At 60.0% G+C, this 18,300-nt stretch carries 15 protein-coding genes; 6 read left to right on the top strand and 9 right to left on the bottom strand.

What is annotated here, in order from left to right:
* Window positions 1–102: 102 nt before the first annotated feature.
* The 4 genes from CFB10_RS15280 to CFB10_RS15265 all read right to left on the bottom strand — a co-directional run bounded on the left by CFB10_RS15280 (window position 103) and on the right by CFB10_RS15265 (window position 3,919).
* Complete coding sequence (locus CFB10_RS15280; protein WP_020011722.1) at window positions 103–732, bottom strand: outer membrane protein; 630 nt, start codon at window positions 730–732, stop codon at window positions 103–105.
* A gap of 289 nt (window positions 733–1,021) precedes the next feature.
* The gene (locus tag CFB10_RS15275) at window positions 1,022–2,419 is read right to left on the bottom strand and encodes a HAMP domain-containing sensor histidine kinase (RefSeq protein ID WP_020011723.1); all 1,398 of its coding nucleotides are present in this window, start codon (window positions 2,417–2,419) and stop codon (window positions 1,022–1,024) included.
* A 35-nt stretch (window positions 2,420–2,454) separates the two neighbouring features.
* A complete protein-coding gene (locus tag CFB10_RS15270) occupies window positions 2,455–3,129 on the bottom strand; it encodes a response regulator transcription factor (protein WP_026363931.1) in 675 nt (224 codons plus the stop codon).
* Between the two features lie 157 nt (window positions 3,130–3,286).
* Complete coding sequence (locus CFB10_RS15265; protein WP_020011725.1) at window positions 3,287–3,919, bottom strand: TetR/AcrR family transcriptional regulator; 633 nt, start codon at window positions 3,917–3,919, stop codon at window positions 3,287–3,289.
* Window positions 3,920–4,059: 140 nt separating this feature from the next.
* Between CFB10_RS15265 and CFB10_RS15260 the strand changes: the two genes are divergently transcribed.
* Window positions 4,060–6,096, top strand: coding sequence for an NADH:flavin oxidoreductase (locus CFB10_RS15260; protein ID WP_020011726.1), 2,037 nt, complete (start codon window positions 4,060–4,062; stop codon window positions 6,094–6,096).
* A gap of 78 nt (window positions 6,097–6,174) precedes the next feature.
* Here CFB10_RS15260 and CFB10_RS15255 read toward each other — a convergent pair whose 3' ends face one another.
* The 4 genes from CFB10_RS15255 to CFB10_RS15240 all read right to left on the bottom strand — a co-directional run bounded on the left by CFB10_RS15255 (window position 6,175) and on the right by CFB10_RS15240 (window position 11,680).
* Entirely contained in the window at window positions 6,175–7,236 is a 1,062-nt protein-coding gene (locus tag CFB10_RS15255) for an ABC transporter ATP-binding protein (protein WP_020011727.1), read from the bottom strand.
* Window positions 7,233–9,464, bottom strand: coding sequence for an iron ABC transporter permease (locus CFB10_RS15250; protein WP_020011728.1), 2,232 nt, complete (start codon window positions 9,462–9,464; stop codon window positions 7,233–7,235). The genes CFB10_RS15255 and CFB10_RS15250 overlap by 4 nt, the downstream gene beginning before the upstream one ends.
* A gap of 85 nt (window positions 9,465–9,549) precedes the next feature.
* Window positions 9,550–10,575 carry an ABC transporter substrate-binding protein gene (locus CFB10_RS15245; protein WP_020011729.1) on the bottom strand — a complete coding sequence of 342 codons (1,026 nt, stop codon included), beginning with the start codon at window positions 10,573–10,575 and terminating at the stop codon, window positions 9,550–9,552.
* Between the two features lie 112 nt (window positions 10,576–10,687).
* On the bottom strand, window positions 10,688–11,680 hold the full coding sequence (locus CFB10_RS15240; protein WP_020011730.1) for an ABC transporter substrate-binding protein: 993 nt from the start codon (window positions 11,678–11,680) through the stop codon (window positions 10,688–10,690).
* A gap of 240 nt (window positions 11,681–11,920) precedes the next feature.
* Here CFB10_RS15240 and CFB10_RS15235 point away from each other — a divergent pair, with 240 nt between their 5' ends.
* Together CFB10_RS15235 and CFB10_RS15230 are read left to right on the top strand one after the other, a co-directional pair.
* Window positions 11,921–12,661, top strand: a complete 741-nt coding sequence (locus tag CFB10_RS15235; protein WP_020011731.1) for a response regulator transcription factor — start codon at window positions 11,921–11,923, stop codon at window positions 12,659–12,661.
* A complete protein-coding gene (locus CFB10_RS15230; protein WP_020011732.1) occupies window positions 12,658–14,763 on the top strand; it encodes a PAS domain-containing sensor histidine kinase in 2,106 nt (701 codons plus the stop codon). The genes CFB10_RS15235 and CFB10_RS15230 overlap by 4 nt, the downstream gene beginning before the upstream one ends.
* On the opposite strand, the gene CFB10_RS15225 is transcribed toward CFB10_RS15230, so the two are convergent.
* Entirely contained in the window at window positions 14,760–16,094 is a 1,335-nt protein-coding gene (locus CFB10_RS15225) for an aspartate aminotransferase family protein (RefSeq protein WP_020011733.1), read from the bottom strand. The genes CFB10_RS15230 and CFB10_RS15225 overlap by 4 nt on opposite strands.
* Before the next feature lie 101 nt (window positions 16,095–16,195).
* Between CFB10_RS15225 and CFB10_RS15220 the strand changes: the two genes are divergently transcribed.
* From CFB10_RS15220 to CFB10_RS15205, 3 genes are all read left to right on the top strand, one after another.
* Window positions 16,196–17,044, top strand: a complete 849-nt coding sequence (locus CFB10_RS15220; protein ID WP_034501328.1) for a LysR family transcriptional regulator — start codon at window positions 16,196–16,198, stop codon at window positions 17,042–17,044.
* A 284-nt stretch (window positions 17,045–17,328) separates the two neighbouring features.
* Window positions 17,329–17,532: a cold-shock protein gene (locus tag CFB10_RS15215; protein WP_020011735.1), complete on the top strand. Its 204-nt coding sequence runs from the start codon at window positions 17,329–17,331 to the stop codon at window positions 17,530–17,532.
* Between the two features lie 537 nt (window positions 17,533–18,069).
* On the top strand, window positions 18,070–18,300 hold a 231-nt coding region (locus tag CFB10_RS15205; protein WP_141097705.1), incomplete at its 3' end, for a transposase.

The raw sequence follows: 18,300 nt of genomic DNA, 5'->3' as shown, positions 1-18,300 counted from the left end.
GCCGCATGTTTTGCGGTAAATGTTATTGTACCGCCGCCTTCACGCTGAAAGCGGCGGTTTTCTTTTGAAAATTCTCCCTGGGCCTGTCATGGGGCGGGCCGATCAGAAACGATAGTTCAGGCCGGCCTTGATGACATGATCGCTGACATCGGTCTTCGACCTGCCGCTTGAAGTCGTCGTGGCCACATTTCCCGTGCTCACATAATTATATTCGAACTTTGCCGACAGGCCGCCGCTGAAGCTCTGTTCAACGCCTGCCCCGACCAGATAACCCTGTTTCCAGCCATCGGGACCCGTCACGCCATTGCCGTCCTTGAACTTCGTCGTGGTCAGGCCGGCAGTGCCGTAGATGAGCGTCTGGTCGAGCGCCACGCCGGCCTTCATCTTGGCCGCGCCGCGGAAACGCTCCCGCAACCGGCCGTTCGGCACACGCGCCTCATTTCCGAGATAGGAACCTTCGAGTTCCGCGCCAACCACACCCGAGCCGAACTGGAAGTTATAACCGGCCTGAACACCGCCCGTCAGACCGCGGCCACTGGCCAATGGATTGAATTTCGGTGACGCGACTCCACCATGCGCACCGACATAGGCACCGCCCCAGGAGAAGGCCGGCTGACTGCCATAATCGAAGGACTGCTGCGTATTATAATTCGTAGGATCGGCGGAATAGGCATTGCCTGCAACCGCGACAGCGACGGCCGCGGCGACAAGCGATTTCTTGATGATCGACATGAATGACTCCAGACGAAACCGATGCGCCGTCTTCCGGCGCAGCCAAGTTTCAGTTCGCGTTGAAGAACCAGAAATCCGGCTCCCGTTTGTCTGCTGCGCCGGCCGACATGACGTGCGGATGCGGTCAGCAGATAAGGGGATTTTCCCCGCGAGAATTACGCTTGCATTGCATGGAGCGCATTTTATTCAAAATAATTTATTTATTTAAACAAGTTAGAAGAATTTCCTTAACCAAATCGTAAGTAATTTCGTCATCAGAGCTCGTTCGAGCACTCGGGAATCTCGTCAGCTAAACGGTACCAGCCGCAATGCCTTTTTGGGCGATCGAGCGAATTTCGATCCGGACACAAAAGCCGGGATCGAGATCGAGGAACACGACACGGCCGCAGTGAAGCTCCGCCGCCTTCTGGACCAGATTTAACCCGAGGCCGGCGCCTGGCGAATTTGTGTTGATGCGGTGAAACGGCTCGAATACCTGCTCGCGTTCGGAAACCGGGATGCCCGGCCCTTCATCACGGACCTCAATGGCGCCTGCCGGGTCGACCCGGATCGTGATTGCGCCTCTACCGCCCGCATGATCGATTGCATTGCGCAGGAGGTTGACAACCGCCATCTCGATAATCGACGTCTGCACCGTAAAGATCGCCGCATCCGCGCTTGGCTCGAAATCGAATTCATATCCGGCATCCATTGCAATCGGCGCGAGGTCGGTTGCGATGCGTTCGACAAGTTTATTGAGATCCCGCGGCTCCGCCGGCAGTTCCACCACACCCACAGCCTGCATCTCCAGCAACTGATGCGCAACGCGGGTGAGGCGATCGATATCGGCCCTGATCTGATGGCTCAGCGCGTCATCGGGCAAGAGGTCGGCTCTGGTGCGTACGATTGCAATCGGCGTCCTGAGCTCATGCGCCGCATCGGCGAGAAAGCGGTTACGGCGATTATAACCGTCATCAAGCCTCGACAGCGCGACGTTGAAAGCATCCACCAGTGGGATGATTTCAAGCGGAACTTTCGAACGGTCGATACGCTCGGACCGGTTCTCGAAGTCAATGGACTGCGCCTGCTTCACGGTTTCCATCAGCCCGCTCAGGGAGCGCCCGACCGCCCGCGGAGTCACGAGCAATGTCGCGATACCCGTCAGGATCAGCATGGGCACGACGGCGATGAGGATGATGAAGCCCAGCGCCGGCAGCACGGTAAGCCAACGGATGGCGCCCTCGGCATCCTTTTCCAGGTCCAGCTGAACATTGATCCAGATACTCAGACCGTCGTTGGGAATTCCTTCCTCCGTCCCGGCAATGAACTGAAGCCGCCCGGCGGCTGTATCGCGGTTTTCCACGGTTGCGCGGAGCGTTCCGGCCGCTTCCAGGCGTGCGCGGTCAAAACTCAGGGGAAACACCGCCGACAGGGCGGGCGGCGGGACAGCGCCATATTGCAATACGATGTCATCGGCGTCGCGCACCACAAACCAGAGATTTGGATAACGCCGTTTCAGCTCCGCCAGCTCCGGCGTCGCCGACAATTGCGGCCTGCCCTCTCCATCCTTTGTCACGCTCTCCGCGACGATGCGGGCGGCCTCTTCATTCGCACCTTCCAGCCGCGGATCGATGATCCATATCCAGCCGATGAGAAGGATGACGAAAAGGACGAGCAGGAATGCCTGCAGTGCAAAAAGGCGCTTCATCAGCCCCCATCGCAGGGATCGATCGGGCGCTCTCTTCATGTCTTCGACCGTATGAGGTAACCGATATTGCGCACGGCTCTTATTTCCACCGTGGCTTCCGCCTGCGCCAGCTTCTTCCTGATACGGGAAATGTGCGCATCGAGAGCGTTGGACTCGATCTCGTCATCAAGCGTATAGACCGCCTCGATCAGGTTCGACCGCGTGACGATGCGGTTAGGACGTCGCATCAGCGCTTCAAGCACCAGATATTCCCGACGCCGCAACTCGATGATGGAGCCGGCAATGCTGACTTCATTGCTGCGGGGATCAATGCTCAGATTTCCGAAATGCGCATATTTGTCGGAAAGAGAAGGGCCGCGTCTGTGGAGAGCCCTGAGACGGGCGAGCAGCTCCTCGATCGCAAAGGGCTTGGCAAGATAATCATCCGCCCCGGCATCGAGCCCATCGACACGATGATCGACACTGCCGAGCGCCGTCAGAACAAGGATGGGCACGGTATGTCTGCTCCGGCGAAGCGAAGCCACCAGGTTCAGCCCCTCGCCATCAGGAAGGCGGCGATCCAGAACCAGAACATCGTAAGACCCGTCCCGCGCAAGGGCGTCAGCGTCGCTGATGGTGCTGACATGATCAGCAAGCACATCGCGCCGGCGCAGGGCTTCGAGAAGTGCGCGCGCCATTTCGGGTTCATCCTCAAGAAGCAAGATTCGCAATGACGTTCCCCAGATGAATCCTTGCCATCCCCCATCACTGTTCGGTGAATGTTGCAGCTACATTGCAGGAGGACGGACAGACAATTCGTCTTGTATCACCTTGCCTGTCACGATCCGACGGCATTGCGCGTGTTTTCGCGACATCATCGCGTCAGGTTCAGGAAGCCGGCCTGTACCCATGCCTTGCATAAAACCGGTCAAGCTCACGCTGCTGAGGCGCCTCGCCGGTATAGATCGCGATATAGTCCGGAATTCTCTGCATCCGCACCCCCACATCTTCCTCGGACTGCATGGAGATATAGCCGATCTGCACCAGATAGGTCGTCCGGGCACGCACATCCGCCGTGTTTTCATTGTGACCGAACCGCACGAACATGCGTGAAAGCGCCGCCATTCTCATCTCGTCAGCCTTGCGAACCTCCGCAAGAATCTCGTCGGACTGAAGGGCCCAGCTTCGAACCGCAAATTCAAATCTGCTGTCGAAAAGCGAGGAATCCAGCCAGCAATCGAAAACATTCAGCATGGCTTCGGCCAACGTCTCGGCATAGGCTTCCGACTGCCTGACGATGTTCCCGGTATTTTTTTCCCGCCAGCGGGCGACGAGTGCGGCCAGCAGTTCCTCCCGGTCCTTGAAAAACCAGTAGAAGCTCGTGCGCGACAGATTGAGCTTTTTCGCCAATGGCAGGATTTTGACGGAATCCACGCCCGATTCCAGCAAAGCCTGATAGGCGGCCTCAAGCCACCCCTCCTGCGATCCACGCCAACCGGTTTCGTTCAATGTCGCTTCCATGACGAGTTCGTAGCAAATTGGTCTCTGCGCGACAAGCGGATGTACACCTATGTCGAAAAGAAAGACAATTGTGCTTTGTAAATTGACATAAGTGTACATTTCCGCTTAGCCTTGGGACAGAAACCCTTTTGGAGCAGGCTATGTCGAGTGATCCCCTTCTTCAGCCCTACCAGCTAAAACACCTCACGCTGCGCAACCGCATCATCGTCACGTCGCACGAACCCGCTTATCCCGAGGATGGCATGCCGAAGGGGCGTTACCGCGCCTACACGGTGGAGCGGGCGAAGGGCGGCGTTGCGCTCACAATGACGGCCGGTTCCGCCGCCGTCTCCAGGGACAGCCCACCCGTCTTCAACAACCTGCTCGCCTACAAGGATGAAATCGTCCCGTGGATCCGGGAAATGACCGACGCCGTGCATGAACAGGGCGCGGCGATCATGATCCAGCTCACGCATCTCGGCCGCCGCACCCGCTGGGACAAAGGCGACTGGCTGCCGATCCTTGCCCCGTCCCATCATCGCGAAGCGGCGCATCGGGCTTTTCCGAAGAAGATCGAGGACTGGGATATCGAGCGTATCATCAAGGACTTCGCCGACGCCGCGGAACGCATGAAGGCGGGTGGGATGGACGGTGTGGAGCTGGAGGCCTATGGCCATCTGATCGACCAGTTCGTCTCGCCGCTGACCAACGAACTGGACGGCCCCTATGGCGGCCCGCTTGAAAACCGCATGCGCTTCTGTCTCGACGTTTTCAGGGCGATGCGCGAACGCGTGGGCGACGATTTCATCCTCGGCGTCCGTTATACCGCCGACGAATGTCTCGAGGGCGGCACCGGAAAGGCTGAGGGCATCGAAATCGCCAGACGATTGAAGGACAGCGGCCTTATCGATTATCTCAATGTCATCAGGGGCCATATCGACACCGACCCGGGCCTGACCGACGTCATCCCCATTCAGGGCATGGCCAACGCGCCGCATCTCGATTTCGCCGGTGAAATCCGCGCCGCGACCAGTTTCCCGACATTCCACGCCGCCAAGATCCCCGATGTCGCCACCGCGCGCCACGCCATCGCTGCTGGTAAGGTGGACATGGTGGGCATGACCCGCGCCCACATGACCGATCCGCATATCGTGCGCAAGATCATGGAAAAACGCGAGGACGATATTCGCCCCTGTGTTGGCGCCAATTATTGTCTCGACCGCATCTATCAGGGCGGTCTCGCTTTCTGCATCCACAATGCGGCAACCGGCCGTGAGGAAACCATGCCGCACGAAATACCCAAAGCGGCTGAGCGCCGGAAGGTGGTGATTGTCGGCGCAGGACCGGCCGGGCTCGAGGCCGCGCGCGTCTGCGCCGAGCGCGGCCATGACGTCGTCGTTTTCGAGGCCTCCAACAATCCCGGCGGCCAGATCCGGCTGACGGCGCAAAGCGAACGCCGTCGTGAGATGATCAGCATCATCGACTGGCGCATGAGCCAGTGCGAAAGACTGGGCGTCACCTTTCACTTCAACAGCTGGGCCGAGGCGGACACGGTTCTCTCGGAAAATCCTGACGTTGTCATCATCGCCACCGGCGGATTGCCGCACACCGATGTGCTTTCCAAGGGCAACGATCTTGTCGTCTCGGCATGGGATATCATTTCCGGGGACGTCAAACCGGGAACGAATGTGCTGGTGTTCGATGACGCCGGCGATCACGCGGGCCTGCAGGCCGCCGAATTTCTGGCAAAGGCAGGCGCAAGGGTTGAGATCATGACGCCTGACCGCGCCTTCGCCCCGGAAGTCATGGCCATGAACCTCGTTCCCTATATGCGCTCCCTGCAAAAGCTCGATGTCACCTTCACCGTTACCTACCGGCTGGAAGCGGCGGAAAGAAACGGCAACCAGCTTATCGCCCATGTTGGCAGCGACTATGGCGGCGTGATGAAATCGAGAACTGTCGACCAGATCGTCGTCAACCACGGCACGATCCCGCTCGACGACCTTTATTTTGACCTCAAGCCCGGCTCGAAGAACCTTGGCGAAATCTCCTACGACGCCCTGCTTTCGGGAGCATCCCAAACGGTTGAGCGCAACCCTGATGGCGCCTACCGGCTCTTCCGGATCGGCGATGCGGTCGCCGCGCGCAATACCCATGCGGCGATCTACGATGCGCTTCGTCTGGCAAAGGACATTTGAGGCGGGCGTTCCCGACAAACGGAGGCAGACCAAAGCTGCCTCCGTCGCAATGTAATCCTGAATAGGAGACCGGCGGCGTCAGGCCTGAATCAAGGCGATACCCCGGTTCCTGAACCCCAGCGTCACGTCGCTCGCTGCCGGCAAGCTGGTCTCCACGGCATGGTCGACAATGAAAAGCGTACCGATATCGGTTTCCACCTCATATTCGACGTGACCGCCGAGATAGGCGCTGTGCAGCACTCGGCCGGCAAGCCCCTGCCCGCCCGGCTGTCCGATGGAAATCGAGCCGGGGCGAACCGCGAGTTTGGCCGGGCCCGGCCGGGCATTGCGGGCCGAGACCCGATGATCGATCCCGCCGACGCGGATCAGCGCATCGGCGCCCTCAACGCCGATGACCTCGCAACCGACGACATTGGCCTCGCCCATGAAATCGGCGATGAAGGCGGAAGCCGGGGCTTCGTAAAGATCGCGTGGCGCACCCGACTGGGCGATCTCGCCATCCTTCATCACGATGATCCGGTCGGAAACAGCCAGCGCCTCATCCTGATCATGCGTCACATAGACGGCAGTAAAGCCAAGCCGCTGCTGCAATTCGCGGATTTCGGTGCGGACCCGGCGGCGAAGGCGGGCATCGAGGTTGGAAAGCGGCTCGTCCAGCAGCAGCACCTGCGGCTCAAGCACCAGAGCGCGAGCGACCGCGACACGCTGCTGCTGCCCGCCGGAAAGCTCGGCGGGCAGGCGATGCCCCATGCCGGCAAGGCCGACAAGCTTCAAACCCTCTTCCGCCTTTTCCCGTGCCTCCCCCTTGCGCAGCCCGGAGGATTGCAGGCCGTAGGCGACATTATCGAGCGCCGTCATGTGCGGAAAAAGCGCATAGGACTGGAAGACCATCGAGACATCGCGCTCATTGGCGGGCAGCATGGTCACATCCTTGTCGCCGATCAGGATACGCCCGTTGGTCGGATGTTCGAGGCCCGCCAGCATGCGCAGCGTCGTCGTCTTGCCGCAACCGGAGGGACCGAGCAGCGTCACCAGCGTGCCGGGCTCGATGGTGAGCGACAGGTCGGGAATGGCGGTGAAAGCGCCGAAGGTCTTGCGGACATTCTGAAAAGTAACGGAGCCGGGCTTTACGGAAATCATGCGGTTTTCTCCTGGGCAAGAGGAACGGAGGAAGCGGAGGGCAGACCGGCGACGCGGTTTTCGCGCCGCAGGCGACGCTCGCCGACAATGAGTTGGAAGCCGGTAATGACGGTGATCATCACTACGATCAGCATGGAGGAATAGGCGATCGCCACCCCATATTCGCCGTTCTCGACGAGGCCGACGATATAGGAGGTCGCCATGTTGTATTCGGCGCTGACGAGGAAGATGACGGCGCTGATCGAGGTGATGGCGCGCACGAAGGAATAGACCAGCGCGGCCGTGATTGCGGGCCTGAGCAGCGGCAGAATGACCTTGCGGATGGTGCGGAAACTATTGGCCCGCAGCGTCAACGAAGCCTCGTCGAGGCTCTTGTCGAGCTGGCTCATCGCCGCGATGCCGCCGCGCACGCCGACCGGCATGTTGCGGAACACGAAGCAGGCGATCAGGATCAGCGCCGAGCCCGTCATTTCCACCGGCGGCAGGTTGAAGGCCATGATATAGCTGACGCCGATGACCGTGCCAGGAATGGCGAAGCTCATCATCAGCGCGAATTCGAAGAGGTTCCGCCCGGCAAATTTCTGCCGCACGATGATATAGGCGGTCAAAAGACCGACGGCAGCCGTCAGCGGCGCGGAGACCAGCGCGATTTTCATGGTCGTCCAGAACGAGTTCCAGGCAACGCCGGTCCAGGCGATCGAGCCATTGGAGAAGCTGATGGAAAAGGCGCGGATGTAGTGGTCGAAGGTCAGGGAATTGTCGAGACCCCAGGTCTTCACGAAACCGCCCACAAGGATCATGCCATAAACAACGATGGTGAAGACCATCCACGGCACGACGACAGCGTGGACGCCGATGGACAGGCCACGCGGAAGCGCGATATGCGCGCCGCTGTCGCCCTTCCCCGTCACCGTGGCGAAATTCTTGCCCGCCAGCCATAAACGCTGGGCAAGGAAGGCCGAAAGCGTGAAGCACAGCAGGATGATCGCCAGAACCGCGGCGCGGGACGGATCGTTCTGCGAGCCGACGACGGCAAAGAAGATTTCCGTCGACAGCACACCATGCGTGCCGCCGAGTACCAGCGGATTGCCAAAATCCGCCATGCTCTCGATGAAGCCGATCAGGAAGGCATTGGCGAGACCGGGCTTCATCAACGGCAGAGACACCCGCCAGAAGGTGCGCCAGCGGTCGGCGCGCAGCGTCTGCGAGGCTTCTTCCATTGACGGGCTGACGCCTTCGACCACGCCGATCAGCACCAAAAACGAGATGGGCGTGAAGGAAAGGACCTGCGCAATCCAGATGCCGGTCATGCCGTAAAGCCAGCGACCCGGTTCGATACCGAAGAGATAGGAAAGCCATTCGGTGACGACGCCGGCGCGGCCGAAAAGCAGCGTCAAAGCAAGGCCGATGACAAAAGGCGGCGTGATGATCGGCAGAACCGTCAGAAGCCGCAGGCCCTTCTTGAACGGAAAGCGCGTGCGGGTGGCGATCAATGCAAAGCCAAGACCGAGCACGGTCGAGCCGAAGGCGGTCATCAGGGCCAGGAACAGCGTGCGCCAGGCAACACCGCAACGCTCTTCACCCATCACGCAGCCGAGGCTCCAGATGCCGGGATCCTTGATATTGCGGATGAAGCCTTCGGCGTTGAAGGAGCCGTCGAAATCCTGAACGGACGCGACCAGCATGCTGCCTATCGGATAAAAGACAAAAACCGTGACAAGGAAGACGAGAACGGAAATGGCGCCGACAACGAAGGCGTCGCCCTTCATGACGCCGCGTTCGGCAAGCCCGAAGGCAAAAAGAAGCACGAAGACGAACGACATGACGACGGCCCCAGCTCCCATGGAGGGCTGGCCATCGGCAAGCATGCCGAAGAGGTTTTCGCTCACTGACCAGCTCCAGCCGGTAAAGCCGATGGCCAGCCCCTGCAGGGCGAGGAAAACGAGACCGACGGCTCCGATAATCGCAAGCAACCGCCCACGCCGCATCGGATCATGAATGGGCCGGACAAGGCATGCGGCAAGGAAGAAGACAACGACGCCGGCAAGCCACGGTTTTCCATAGGACAATATCTGCAGCACACCGGGCGCATTGCTGGCCGACGAGAAAAATCCGGATAGCCAGCGGAAGCTGAAAAAGCCGCCTTCTATGCGATACCAGGGAAGAAAAATGAGGGCAAAAGCCCCGAGCGCCAGGACCATGTCCAGCCTGCGATTGCCACGTGTCATGGCCGACCTCGCTTATTTCATGCCGATGAAAGAGTGGCGGACACCCCGGCTTTGAAAGCCGGGATGCCTATCGCCGGAGTTAAGATCAGTTCGCGACCGCACCGACCTCACGGTCCCAGCGTTCCAGCAGCGCCTTGCGCTTGGCCGGATCGCCATAGGTCTTGAAGTCGTAGTCGATGAGCTTGATGTCTTCGAACTTCGGCGCTTCCTTCGGCACTTCCGCCGTCTTGTTGGAGGGAAGCTGGAAGGACTTGGCGTCCTTCATGCGTGACTGCACGTCCGGCTTCAGCGCCCAGTCGTACCAGGTCTTCGCATTGTCGAGGTTGCGGGCGCCCTTGATGATCGACATGGAGCCGATCTCGTAACCCGTGCCTTCGCACGGTGCGATTGATTTGACCGGGAAGCCTTCCGCCGTCTGCGCCACCGCATCATGCATGAAGACGATGCCGAGCGCCGTTTCGCCACGCGCCGCCGCCTTGACCGGTGCCGAACCGGACTTGGTATATTGCGAGATATTGGCGTTGAGCTTCTTCAGATAGTCGATCGCCTGATCCTCGCCCATGATCTGCACGAGCGACGCCAGCGCCGTATAGGCGGTGCCGGACGAATTCGGATTGGCGATCTGGATTTCGCCCTTCAGCTCCGGCGCCAGCAGATCGGCCCAGCACTTCGGCTCCTTATAGCCCTTGGACTTGAAGATTTCCGTGTTGTAGCCCCAGCCCAGCGCGCCTGCATAAACGCCGACAGTCCTGTAACCGGTGCTTTCCGCCTGTTTGACGGCCCAGTCCTGCAGTTGATCCAGCATCGGCGACTTGTATTCGAGCGTCAGGTTCTCGGATGCCGCCTGCATGTGCGGATCGCCGGTGCCGGCCCACCAGATATCGGTCTTGGGGTTACGGGCTTCCGCGCGCACCTTGGCGTAGGTCTCGCCCGAAGACAGGCGCACCATATTGACCTTGATGTCGTGTGACTTTTCGAAATCGCCCTTCATCTGTTCGCAGATGACGACATCGGCCGAGCAGATCAGGTTAAGTTCGCCCGCCGCCTGAGCGGAAACGGCGCTAAGCGCCGTACCGGCAAAAAGCAGGGTGGAAAGTATTGTCAGTCGCATGGTTATCCTCCTGTAGCTTGCGTCTGAATTCTTGGGCCACGCGCAGACATGGCTCTGCCGGTCGCGACACCTTGTGGAGCGCGTGCTGTCTTTTGGGATGTTGGTTTTTGCCCTACTGGGTCGGGTGGATTTCGCTGTCGAAGCGGCTCAATAACCGACTTCGCTCTTCAGGCTGGCCAAAGGTGGCGAAGTCGTAATCCACCATCTTGATCATCGATATGTCAGGTGCGGTCAGCGGCAATGTCGCCCGGGCGTTGGAAGGCACCTGGTTCTGGCCGGCCGCGGCCCCGGTCGCCTGCCCTTGCGGGCTCAGCGCAAATTCCACGAAGCTTTGCGCAAGGGCAGGATTGCGATTGCCCTTGACGATGCTGACTGCCCCGATTTCATACCCGGTACCCTCGCACGGCGCGACGATGACAAGGGGGAAACCCTCGATCTTCTGGGTCACGGCATCGTGCATGAAGGAAATCCCGATCATGATCTCGCCCCGCGCCGCCGCCTTGACCGGCGCTGCACCAACCTTGGTATAGCTCACGACATTGTGGTTGAGCTTCGCCATGAAACCAAAAGCTTCCTCCTCGCCAAACAGCTGGACGAGAGTGGCCAGCATGGTGAAGGCCGTACCGGAATAGTTTGGATTGCCGGTCAGGATATGGCCGCGATAGACATCCTTCGCCAAGTCCTTCCAGCAGGTCGGCGCCGGCAGATTGTTCTTCGCAAGCAGTTCCGAATTATAGGCAAAACCCAGCGCGCCGGCATAGACTCCGGCAGACCGCGATCCCGACATCACGGAGAAATTCTGCGCCCAGGGCAACAAATCCTGCTGATGGACAGGCCGGTATTCATCCAGCAACCCTTCCGAACCCGCCTGCAAGTGGGTGTCGCCGGTACCACCCCACCAGACATCAACCGTAGGATGGGATCGTTCGGCACGGATCTGATCGAGGATTTCGCCGGTGCTCTTCCGCACCATTGATATTTCGAGACCGGCCTTGGCTTCGAAAGCCCGCTTCATGGTCAAACACCAGGCCTCGTCGACGCCGCACAGGACGCTCAACTTCGGCTCGGCCATGCCATGCCCTGCGCCGCACAGCCAAAGGACCATGCTCGCCGCAAGTGCGGTCAATCGTTTCACTTAAAGCCTCCCTGCCTGGAACCTCCCCGTTCCAGTCTCCACCAACAGCATGTCACATCCAGCCCGCACCGCAATCGAAGAATGGTTACCAATCTTTCACCGCACCGCCGAACAAGATTACAGTTATTACAATTATGACAGGGGAGATAACCAGCGAACCTTTGAAGATCGCCGCCGCCGCGCCTATGATGATGGCGGGAGGAATATGCAGTGCTTAATCAGAAGGTTCGCATTCTGATCGTCGAGGACGATCCGGATATGTCCGAGCTCATCTCGGACCTCATCGAGGCGGAGGGCTGGCTGCCCACCTGCGCGCGCTCCGCCGAGGAGGCGGACGAGATATTGGCGAAGGACAGGATGGAGCTCGTCCTCGTCGACCACAATCTGCCCGGCACATCCGGGCGCACCTTTGCCCAGCGGCTGCGCAGCCAGATCGACATCGGTATCGTCATGGTCACCGCCGCTGGCAGTGCTGCCGACCGGGTACTCGGTCTGGAAACGGCCGCCGATGATTATGTGGTCAAACCCTTCGAACCGATCGAACTCACGGCGCGGATCAAGGCCGTCCTGCGACGAACAATCCCGTCGCTGAAACAGGACAAGGACAGCGAGCGTGAGCACGGCCGCACAGCGCTGCGTCTCGGCGACTGGGCGATCGATCTCGATGCCCGTCGCGCCGTCTGCCTTGCTGACCGCAGCCGCACCCTCACCAGCGCCGAATTCGCGCTTCTGGAAATTCTCGCCGAAACACCCAACCAGCCCGTCAGCCGCTCCCAGATTCTCGACAGGCTAGGTTCGGAGAGCGACCGTTATATCGACAGAAATGTCGACGTGCTGGTGCTGCGGCTCAGGCGCAAGATCGAGCGTAACCCGGATCTTCCGCGTCACATCAAGACGCGGCGCGGCAAGGGTTATGTCCTGCATACCGACGAGGGCGAGCTTTCCCCGTGATCAGCCGCTCTTTCCTTTCCTCGATCGCCTTTCGCCTGCCCTTTGCGATCGTCTTTACCTGCATCCTCGTCTTCAGTCTTTCCGCCATCGCCATTTACGGCCTGCAGCGCGCCCGCGATGAAATGGCGGCCTATGGATTGCAGGCCTTTTCCAGCCTCGCCAAGGCGTCGCTGGTCTCGCGGCAGGTCTCCGATCTCGTCTCCAGCGCACCGTTCCTGATGAATGCCGCCTCGCCCTATCGCGTTTCCAGCGAAAGCCGCTCCGTGGTCCAGCAGGTCGACCTGCTGTTGCAGATGACGGGTCCAGACAGCGGCGAACGGGCCGCACGCGGCTTTGCGAGCGAGCGTATCGTTGAACTGCTTCAGCTTATCCGGGCGCAGACACTGGACCTCGCAAAGGACGCCGATGCCGCGCAGGGGCACAAGGCAGAGGCGGCGGCAGCGCTCGGTGAAATCGCCACCGGTCAGGGCATCCTCGATCCGGAACTGCGCCGGCGAATGAACGGCATCGTGCAGGCCGCATCCGCATCCGACAGTCTCTTCCAGCTTGGCGAACTGCGCCGCCGCTACGTGGCGGAAACAACGGCGCGCCAGCAGGGTTACCCCGGCGAGCGGCTGCCCGAGTCCGAGTTACAGCCCTATGAGCGGGTATTCGAGGCCCAGAGCCGTTACCTTCTGGAGATGTTCGCGATCCGCGCGTCGGTCTCCCGGCTTCACACCGTATCGCGCGATCTTTCCCATGTGACCGAAACCCAGGGCGACGCGGTTGCGCGAAGCCTGAATGAAGACCTCATTTCGACATCCGATGCTCTTAACCGGCTGCTGATCATTGTCGCCGTGGCCTCGCTGCTGGTTCTCATCGTGGCAATCTTCTCGATCCGCTCGGTAATGCGTGTCTCGCGCGGGATCGTGACGCTCTCCAACGGCATGAATGCCCTCGCCAAGGGGGAAAAGGACGTTGGGCCGCCCTCTTATACGGGTCCCGAAACGGAGTTGATCCGGCTGCTCGACGCATTCCGCGCCTTCCACGACAGCGTCGATCGCGTCTCACGCCTCAGGCGCACGGCGGAAGCGGCGGCCCGCACCATTCGCTCGACCTTCCGCAACATGAATGAGGGAATAGCGCTGTTCGATCCGGCCGGCCGGCCCATCACCATGAACCGCCGCATCATCGAACTCGTCGGACGCTCCGGCTCGTCGCGAAAACTGCCGCTTCGCCGGTTTGTCGAACCCATCCCCGAAATCGACCCGGCCCTACTGCCCTTCGATACGGAGCCGGGGGAATTGCTCGACCGCGCCGTCGTGCGCCATCGCACTGACGATCAGCGGGTAATCGAAGTCTCGATGTCACGCCAGCCGGATGGCGGCATCGTGCTGCTCGCCCGCGATGTGACCGCTCTCGATCGCCAGGAAGCGGAAGCCGTAAAGGCCCAGCGGCTTGATGGCATCATGCGCATGACCCACCAGCTCAGCCATGAGGTGGGCAACATGATCGGCATCATCACCGGCAGTCTCGGCCTTCTGGAACGGGAAGCCGGCTTCAACGACCGCCAGAAGCGGCACATCGCCCGTATCCGCAAGGCGGCAGACCGCGGCCGGTCTCTGTCCAGCAGCATGCTCACCATCGGCAGCCAGCAGCCGATCCACCCAAGCGTCATCAATGTCGCAAGCCTGCTGCGCGGCATGGCCGATATTCTGGAAATCGCCGTCGGTCCCAAATGCCGGATCGCGCTTGATATCGATGACGATCTTCCCTCGATACCGCTGGACCCTGCCCTCTTCGAGCAATCCATTCTCAATCTATGCCTCAATGCCGCAGCCGCCATGCCCGATGGCGGCCTGATTTCGATCGAGGCCGCCTCCGGAAAAGATACGCTGGTGATCGCCGTCACCGACGAGGGTATCGGCATGACGCCGGAGGCCGTGGACAAGGCATTCGAGCCCTATTTCACCACGCGGGGCGACCATGGCGGTGCGGGCCTTGGCCTCGCCATGGTCTACGGTTTCGTTCGCCAGAGCGGCGGCGAAGCGCATATCAGTTCAAGGCCGGGCGAAGGCGCAAGGGTGGAGCTGACATTCCCGGCAAATGCCGACCATACCTAGCGGGCAAGCTGTGCGGATTTGATCGAATCCGCCAGTATCTCCAGCCCAAGGTCGATCTCCGAATCCGATACCGTCAGCGCCGGCGCAATGCGGAAAACGCCGCCCATGCCGGGCAGCTTGACGATATTCATGCTGAGGCCACGCAACATCGCCTCCTGCATGATGCGAGCACCAAGTTCGAAACCCGGGGCTTTCGTGTGGCGGTCTGCGACGACTTCAAGCCCGAGCAAAAGCCCGCGCCCGCGCACATCTCCAACGCATTCGAACCGTTGCTGCAACGAGACCAGCCCCTCTTTCAAACGGTTTCCGCGGGCAATCGCCTGTTCCACCAGACCATCTCGCGCCACCACATCAAGAACCGTGACGCCGACAGCCGCCGGCAGAGGATCGGAAACATGGGTCGTATAGAACAGAAAGCCCCTCTCGAAAGCCTTCTGCTCGACCTCCGCACGCGTCATTACCGCCGCAAGCGGCAGGCCGGCGCCGAGCGTCTTCGACAACGTCATGATATCAGGCGTCACGCCATCGCGCTGAAAGGCGAACATGTGTCCGGTCCGGCCGACGCCGGTCTGGGCTTCGTCGAGAATGAGCAACATGCCCCGCTCCTCGCACTTTTTCTTCAGGGCAGCGAGATAACCGAGGGGCAATTCGAGCATACCGCCGCTCGACAGGATAGGTTCGGCAATGAAGGCGGCGAGATTGCCCGTCGACTGGCGATCGATCAATTCGAAGGCGTCGTCAAGCTCCGCCTGCCAGTCATTCGATCCATCGGGGTTCTTGAAGCGCGGACGATAGGCGTTCGGCGCGGGAATAACGAGTGAGCCGGCCGTGGCCGGGCCATAACCCCGGCGGCCGGCGCTATAGGTGGCGGAGGCCGCAGCGCCGGTCATGCCGTGCCAGCTCTGTGCGAAGGCGACGATCTCATGCCCGCCGGTCACGAGCTTCGCCATGCGGATCGCCGCTTCGTTGGATTCAGCGCCCGTTGTCAGCAATTGCACGCGCTCGAGACCCGGCGCAAGCGCCGCCAGCCGCGCCGCAAGCTCAACGACCGGGCGGGACAACATGCCGGAAAAGAGATGCGCAACCGATGCCATCTGCCGGTTGACGGTGGCGACGATATCCGCATGGGTATGTCCGAGCAAAGCGCTCATCTGGCCGGAGGTGAAATCGAGAATGGCGCCCCCATCCGCATCGTAAACGAAACTTCCCTCAGCCCGCTCAACGATGATCTCCTCAAAGGCGGGTCCGTAACGGGTCAGGTGTTTGTTGGCAGCCTCCCAGAAAGCCGGTTCGTCATTGAGCGAGGCGAAGTTTTCAGCGAGATTGTCCATGGCTCGTTCCCCAAAATTATCCTGCCGAACCATAACAACCCATTGCCACCCCAGTCCAATTGATAGTATTTTATTCCGATATCGATAATTTTGATATCGCCATGCTTGATCTTACACTCCTGAAGAACTTTACCATTGTCGCGCGAGCTGGCTCCATCAGCGTCGCCGCCACACAGATCGGGCGCACCCAATCCGCGCTCAGCACGCAGATGCAGCGGCTGGAGGAACTGGTCGGCCACACGCTGCTGCAGCGAACGGGTTCAGGAGTCCGGATAACCGCGGCGGGCGAGAAGCTGCTCGCCCATGCCAGCGCCCTGCTTGCCCGGCATGACGAAATCCTTGCCGATATGGGCGAGGCGACCCTGCAGGGAACCGTCAGCCTGGGCTGCCCTGAAGATTACTCCATCGCCTTCCTGCCGGAACTGCTGAAAGGTTTCTTCAGCACCTATCCGAAAGTCGATCTGCGCATGGTCTGCGCCCCCACGACGGAATTGCGTCCCCTCCTGCAGCGCCGCCAGATTGACATGGCGCTGGTTTCGCAATCCGATCCCGAACACCCCGACGTGCTCCGCAGGGAAAGTTTCGTCTGGGTAGCGGACAGGCCGGAACCGGACCTCATCACCAAGGATGTGCTGCCGCTGGCGCTCTCAGCACCCGTGACGCTGGATCATCGCGCGGCATGCGACGCCATGGAAACCGCCAACCGCCGCTACCGCGTCGCCTTTGCCAGCAACAGCCTTGCCGGCCTCATCGCGATCGCGCGTTCCGGCCTTGCCATCAGCGTTCTGACGAGGACCGCCGTTCCAGCGGACCTTCATATTGTCAAAAGCGGACTGCCAGCCCTGCCGACGATCGGCATCGCGATAGAGTTTGCCGATCCGCAGACGTCATCGGCAGCTAGGGCGCTCGGCGAGCACATCCGCGCCGTTCTTCCGGGTCTCAGCGTTTAACGGCGGTCGATCCGACCTGCAGTCGTTTGGTCCTGAATCTGAAATGAGAACGTCTTATGGGCAAATCCAATTTCTTCGCGATTTTTCAGCGTAAGAAGATCGGAACGACAGACATGTGACCGTTTATGAAGAAAACAGCTTATCGCGACGCTCTTTGCCACAAACGGCAACACGATAAACGACGCCTTTTTCCAGCTTTGTATTGCCAAGGTGGAACCGCTGGCTTGATGCGGATCACCGCAACCGCTATGCGATGATGTCACACATCAAAAAACGAGGACATCATGGCAACTGGTACCGTAAAATTCTTCGCTCAGGATAAAGGCTTCGGCTTCATCACTCCCGACAGTGGTGGCCCTGACGTCTTCGTCCATATCTCAGCCGTCGGATTTGGCGGCGCCCTGCAGGATGGCCAGAAGGTCAGCTACGACGTGGGACAGGACCGCAAGACCGGCAAGTCCAAGGCAGAAAACGTAACTGTCCTCTGACAGGCACGCTGTCGTCGAATGTGAATGCCCCGTTCGAAGTGGCCAATGTCACTTCGAACGGGACATCTGCTTTTCGGTCCTGTCGAACGGAAAGACAGGAGCGGCAGGCAAAGAACTGAAATGTACAAGCCGCACGAGGACGTGGGTCTCGGGCATGAGTATCCGGAGAACCGGGAGATATCTTCCGAACCGGGTCGTATTATCGTCGAATCCCGCTATATAGGGCGGTCTCCGGAGCAACTGCATCAAGTCGGCGACAGGGGTTCAGACACGTTATTTCTGCGATAACGAGAACCAGATAGACTTGGCCTTCGATGCCGCGCACAAGACAATTGATGCTGCCGGGCCGGACCACCCCCTCAGCAGGGGCACTGGGCGATCACATTCGCGCTGTTCTTCCCTCCGTCCTTAACCCGTTTACCCATATGCCTGGCTTTTCCACGATCTGAGGCATTGAGAGGTTGGAGATTTGGCCGGCCATTGAATAGCCCCTAGATTTGTAGACACCTTCTTTCCTAATTTTGAGGCAAGAAGAGCATCATGAGCAAATCGAATTTCAGCGAAGAGTTTAAGCGTGACGCGGTGCGGCAGATCACGGAGCGGGGCTATCCGGTTGCTGAGGTTTCGCAGCGTCTCGGCGTCAGCCAGCATTCGCTGTATGAATGGAAGAAGAAGTTTGCTGGGTCGGACTCCAAGGGTAACGACGAGGCCGAGGAGATCAGGCGGCTGAAGAAGGAACTGGCTCGCGTCACTGAGGAACGCGATATC

Source organism: Agrobacterium sp. 719_389 (assembly GCF_900188475.1).
Taxonomy (GTDB): Bacteria; Pseudomonadota; Alphaproteobacteria; order Rhizobiales; family Rhizobiaceae; genus Agrobacterium; species Agrobacterium radiobacter.
The sequence above is the reverse complement of the archived record's forward strand: the minus strand, read 5'-3'. Positions and strand labels throughout refer to the sequence as shown.

Bases quoted from the DNA above. Each gene is read 5' to 3' on its own strand.
- CFB10_RS15225 (WP_020011733.1), bottom strand. From the start codon at position 16,094: ATGGACAATCTCGCTGAAAACTTCGCCTCGCTCAATGACGAACCGGCT.
- CFB10_RS15215 (WP_020011735.1), top strand. From the start codon at position 17,329: ATGGCAACTGGTACCGTAAAATTCTTCGCTCAGGATAAAGGCTTCGGC.
- CFB10_RS15265 (WP_020011725.1), bottom strand. From the start codon at position 3,919: ATGGAAGCGACATTGAACGAAACCGGTTGGCGTGGATCGCAGGAGGGG.
- CFB10_RS15240 (WP_020011730.1), bottom strand. From the start codon at position 11,680: ATGGTCCTTTGGCTGTGCGGCGCAGGGCATGGCATGGCCGAGCCGAAG.
- CFB10_RS15255 (WP_020011727.1), bottom strand. From the start codon at position 7,236: ATGATTTCCGTAAAGCCCGGCTCCGTTACTTTTCAGAATGTCCGCAAG.
- CFB10_RS15260 (WP_020011726.1), top strand. From the start codon at position 4,060: ATGTCGAGTGATCCCCTTCTTCAGCCCTACCAGCTAAAACACCTCACG.
- CFB10_RS15245 (WP_020011729.1), bottom strand. From the start codon at position 10,575: ATGCGACTGACAATACTTTCCACCCTGCTTTTTGCCGGTACGGCGCTT.
- CFB10_RS15220 (WP_034501328.1), top strand. From the start codon at position 16,196: ATGCTTGATCTTACACTCCTGAAGAACTTTACCATTGTCGCGCGAGCT.
- CFB10_RS15275 (WP_020011723.1), bottom strand. From the start codon at position 2,419: ATGAAGCGCCTTTTTGCACTGCAGGCATTCCTGCTCGTCCTTTTCGTC.
- CFB10_RS15280 (WP_020011722.1), bottom strand. From the start codon at position 732: ATGTCGATCATCAAGAAATCGCTTGTCGCCGCGGCCGTCGCTGTCGCG.
- CFB10_RS15250 (WP_020011728.1), bottom strand. From the start codon at position 9,464: ATGACACGTGGCAATCGCAGGCTGGACATGGTCCTGGCGCTCGGGGCT.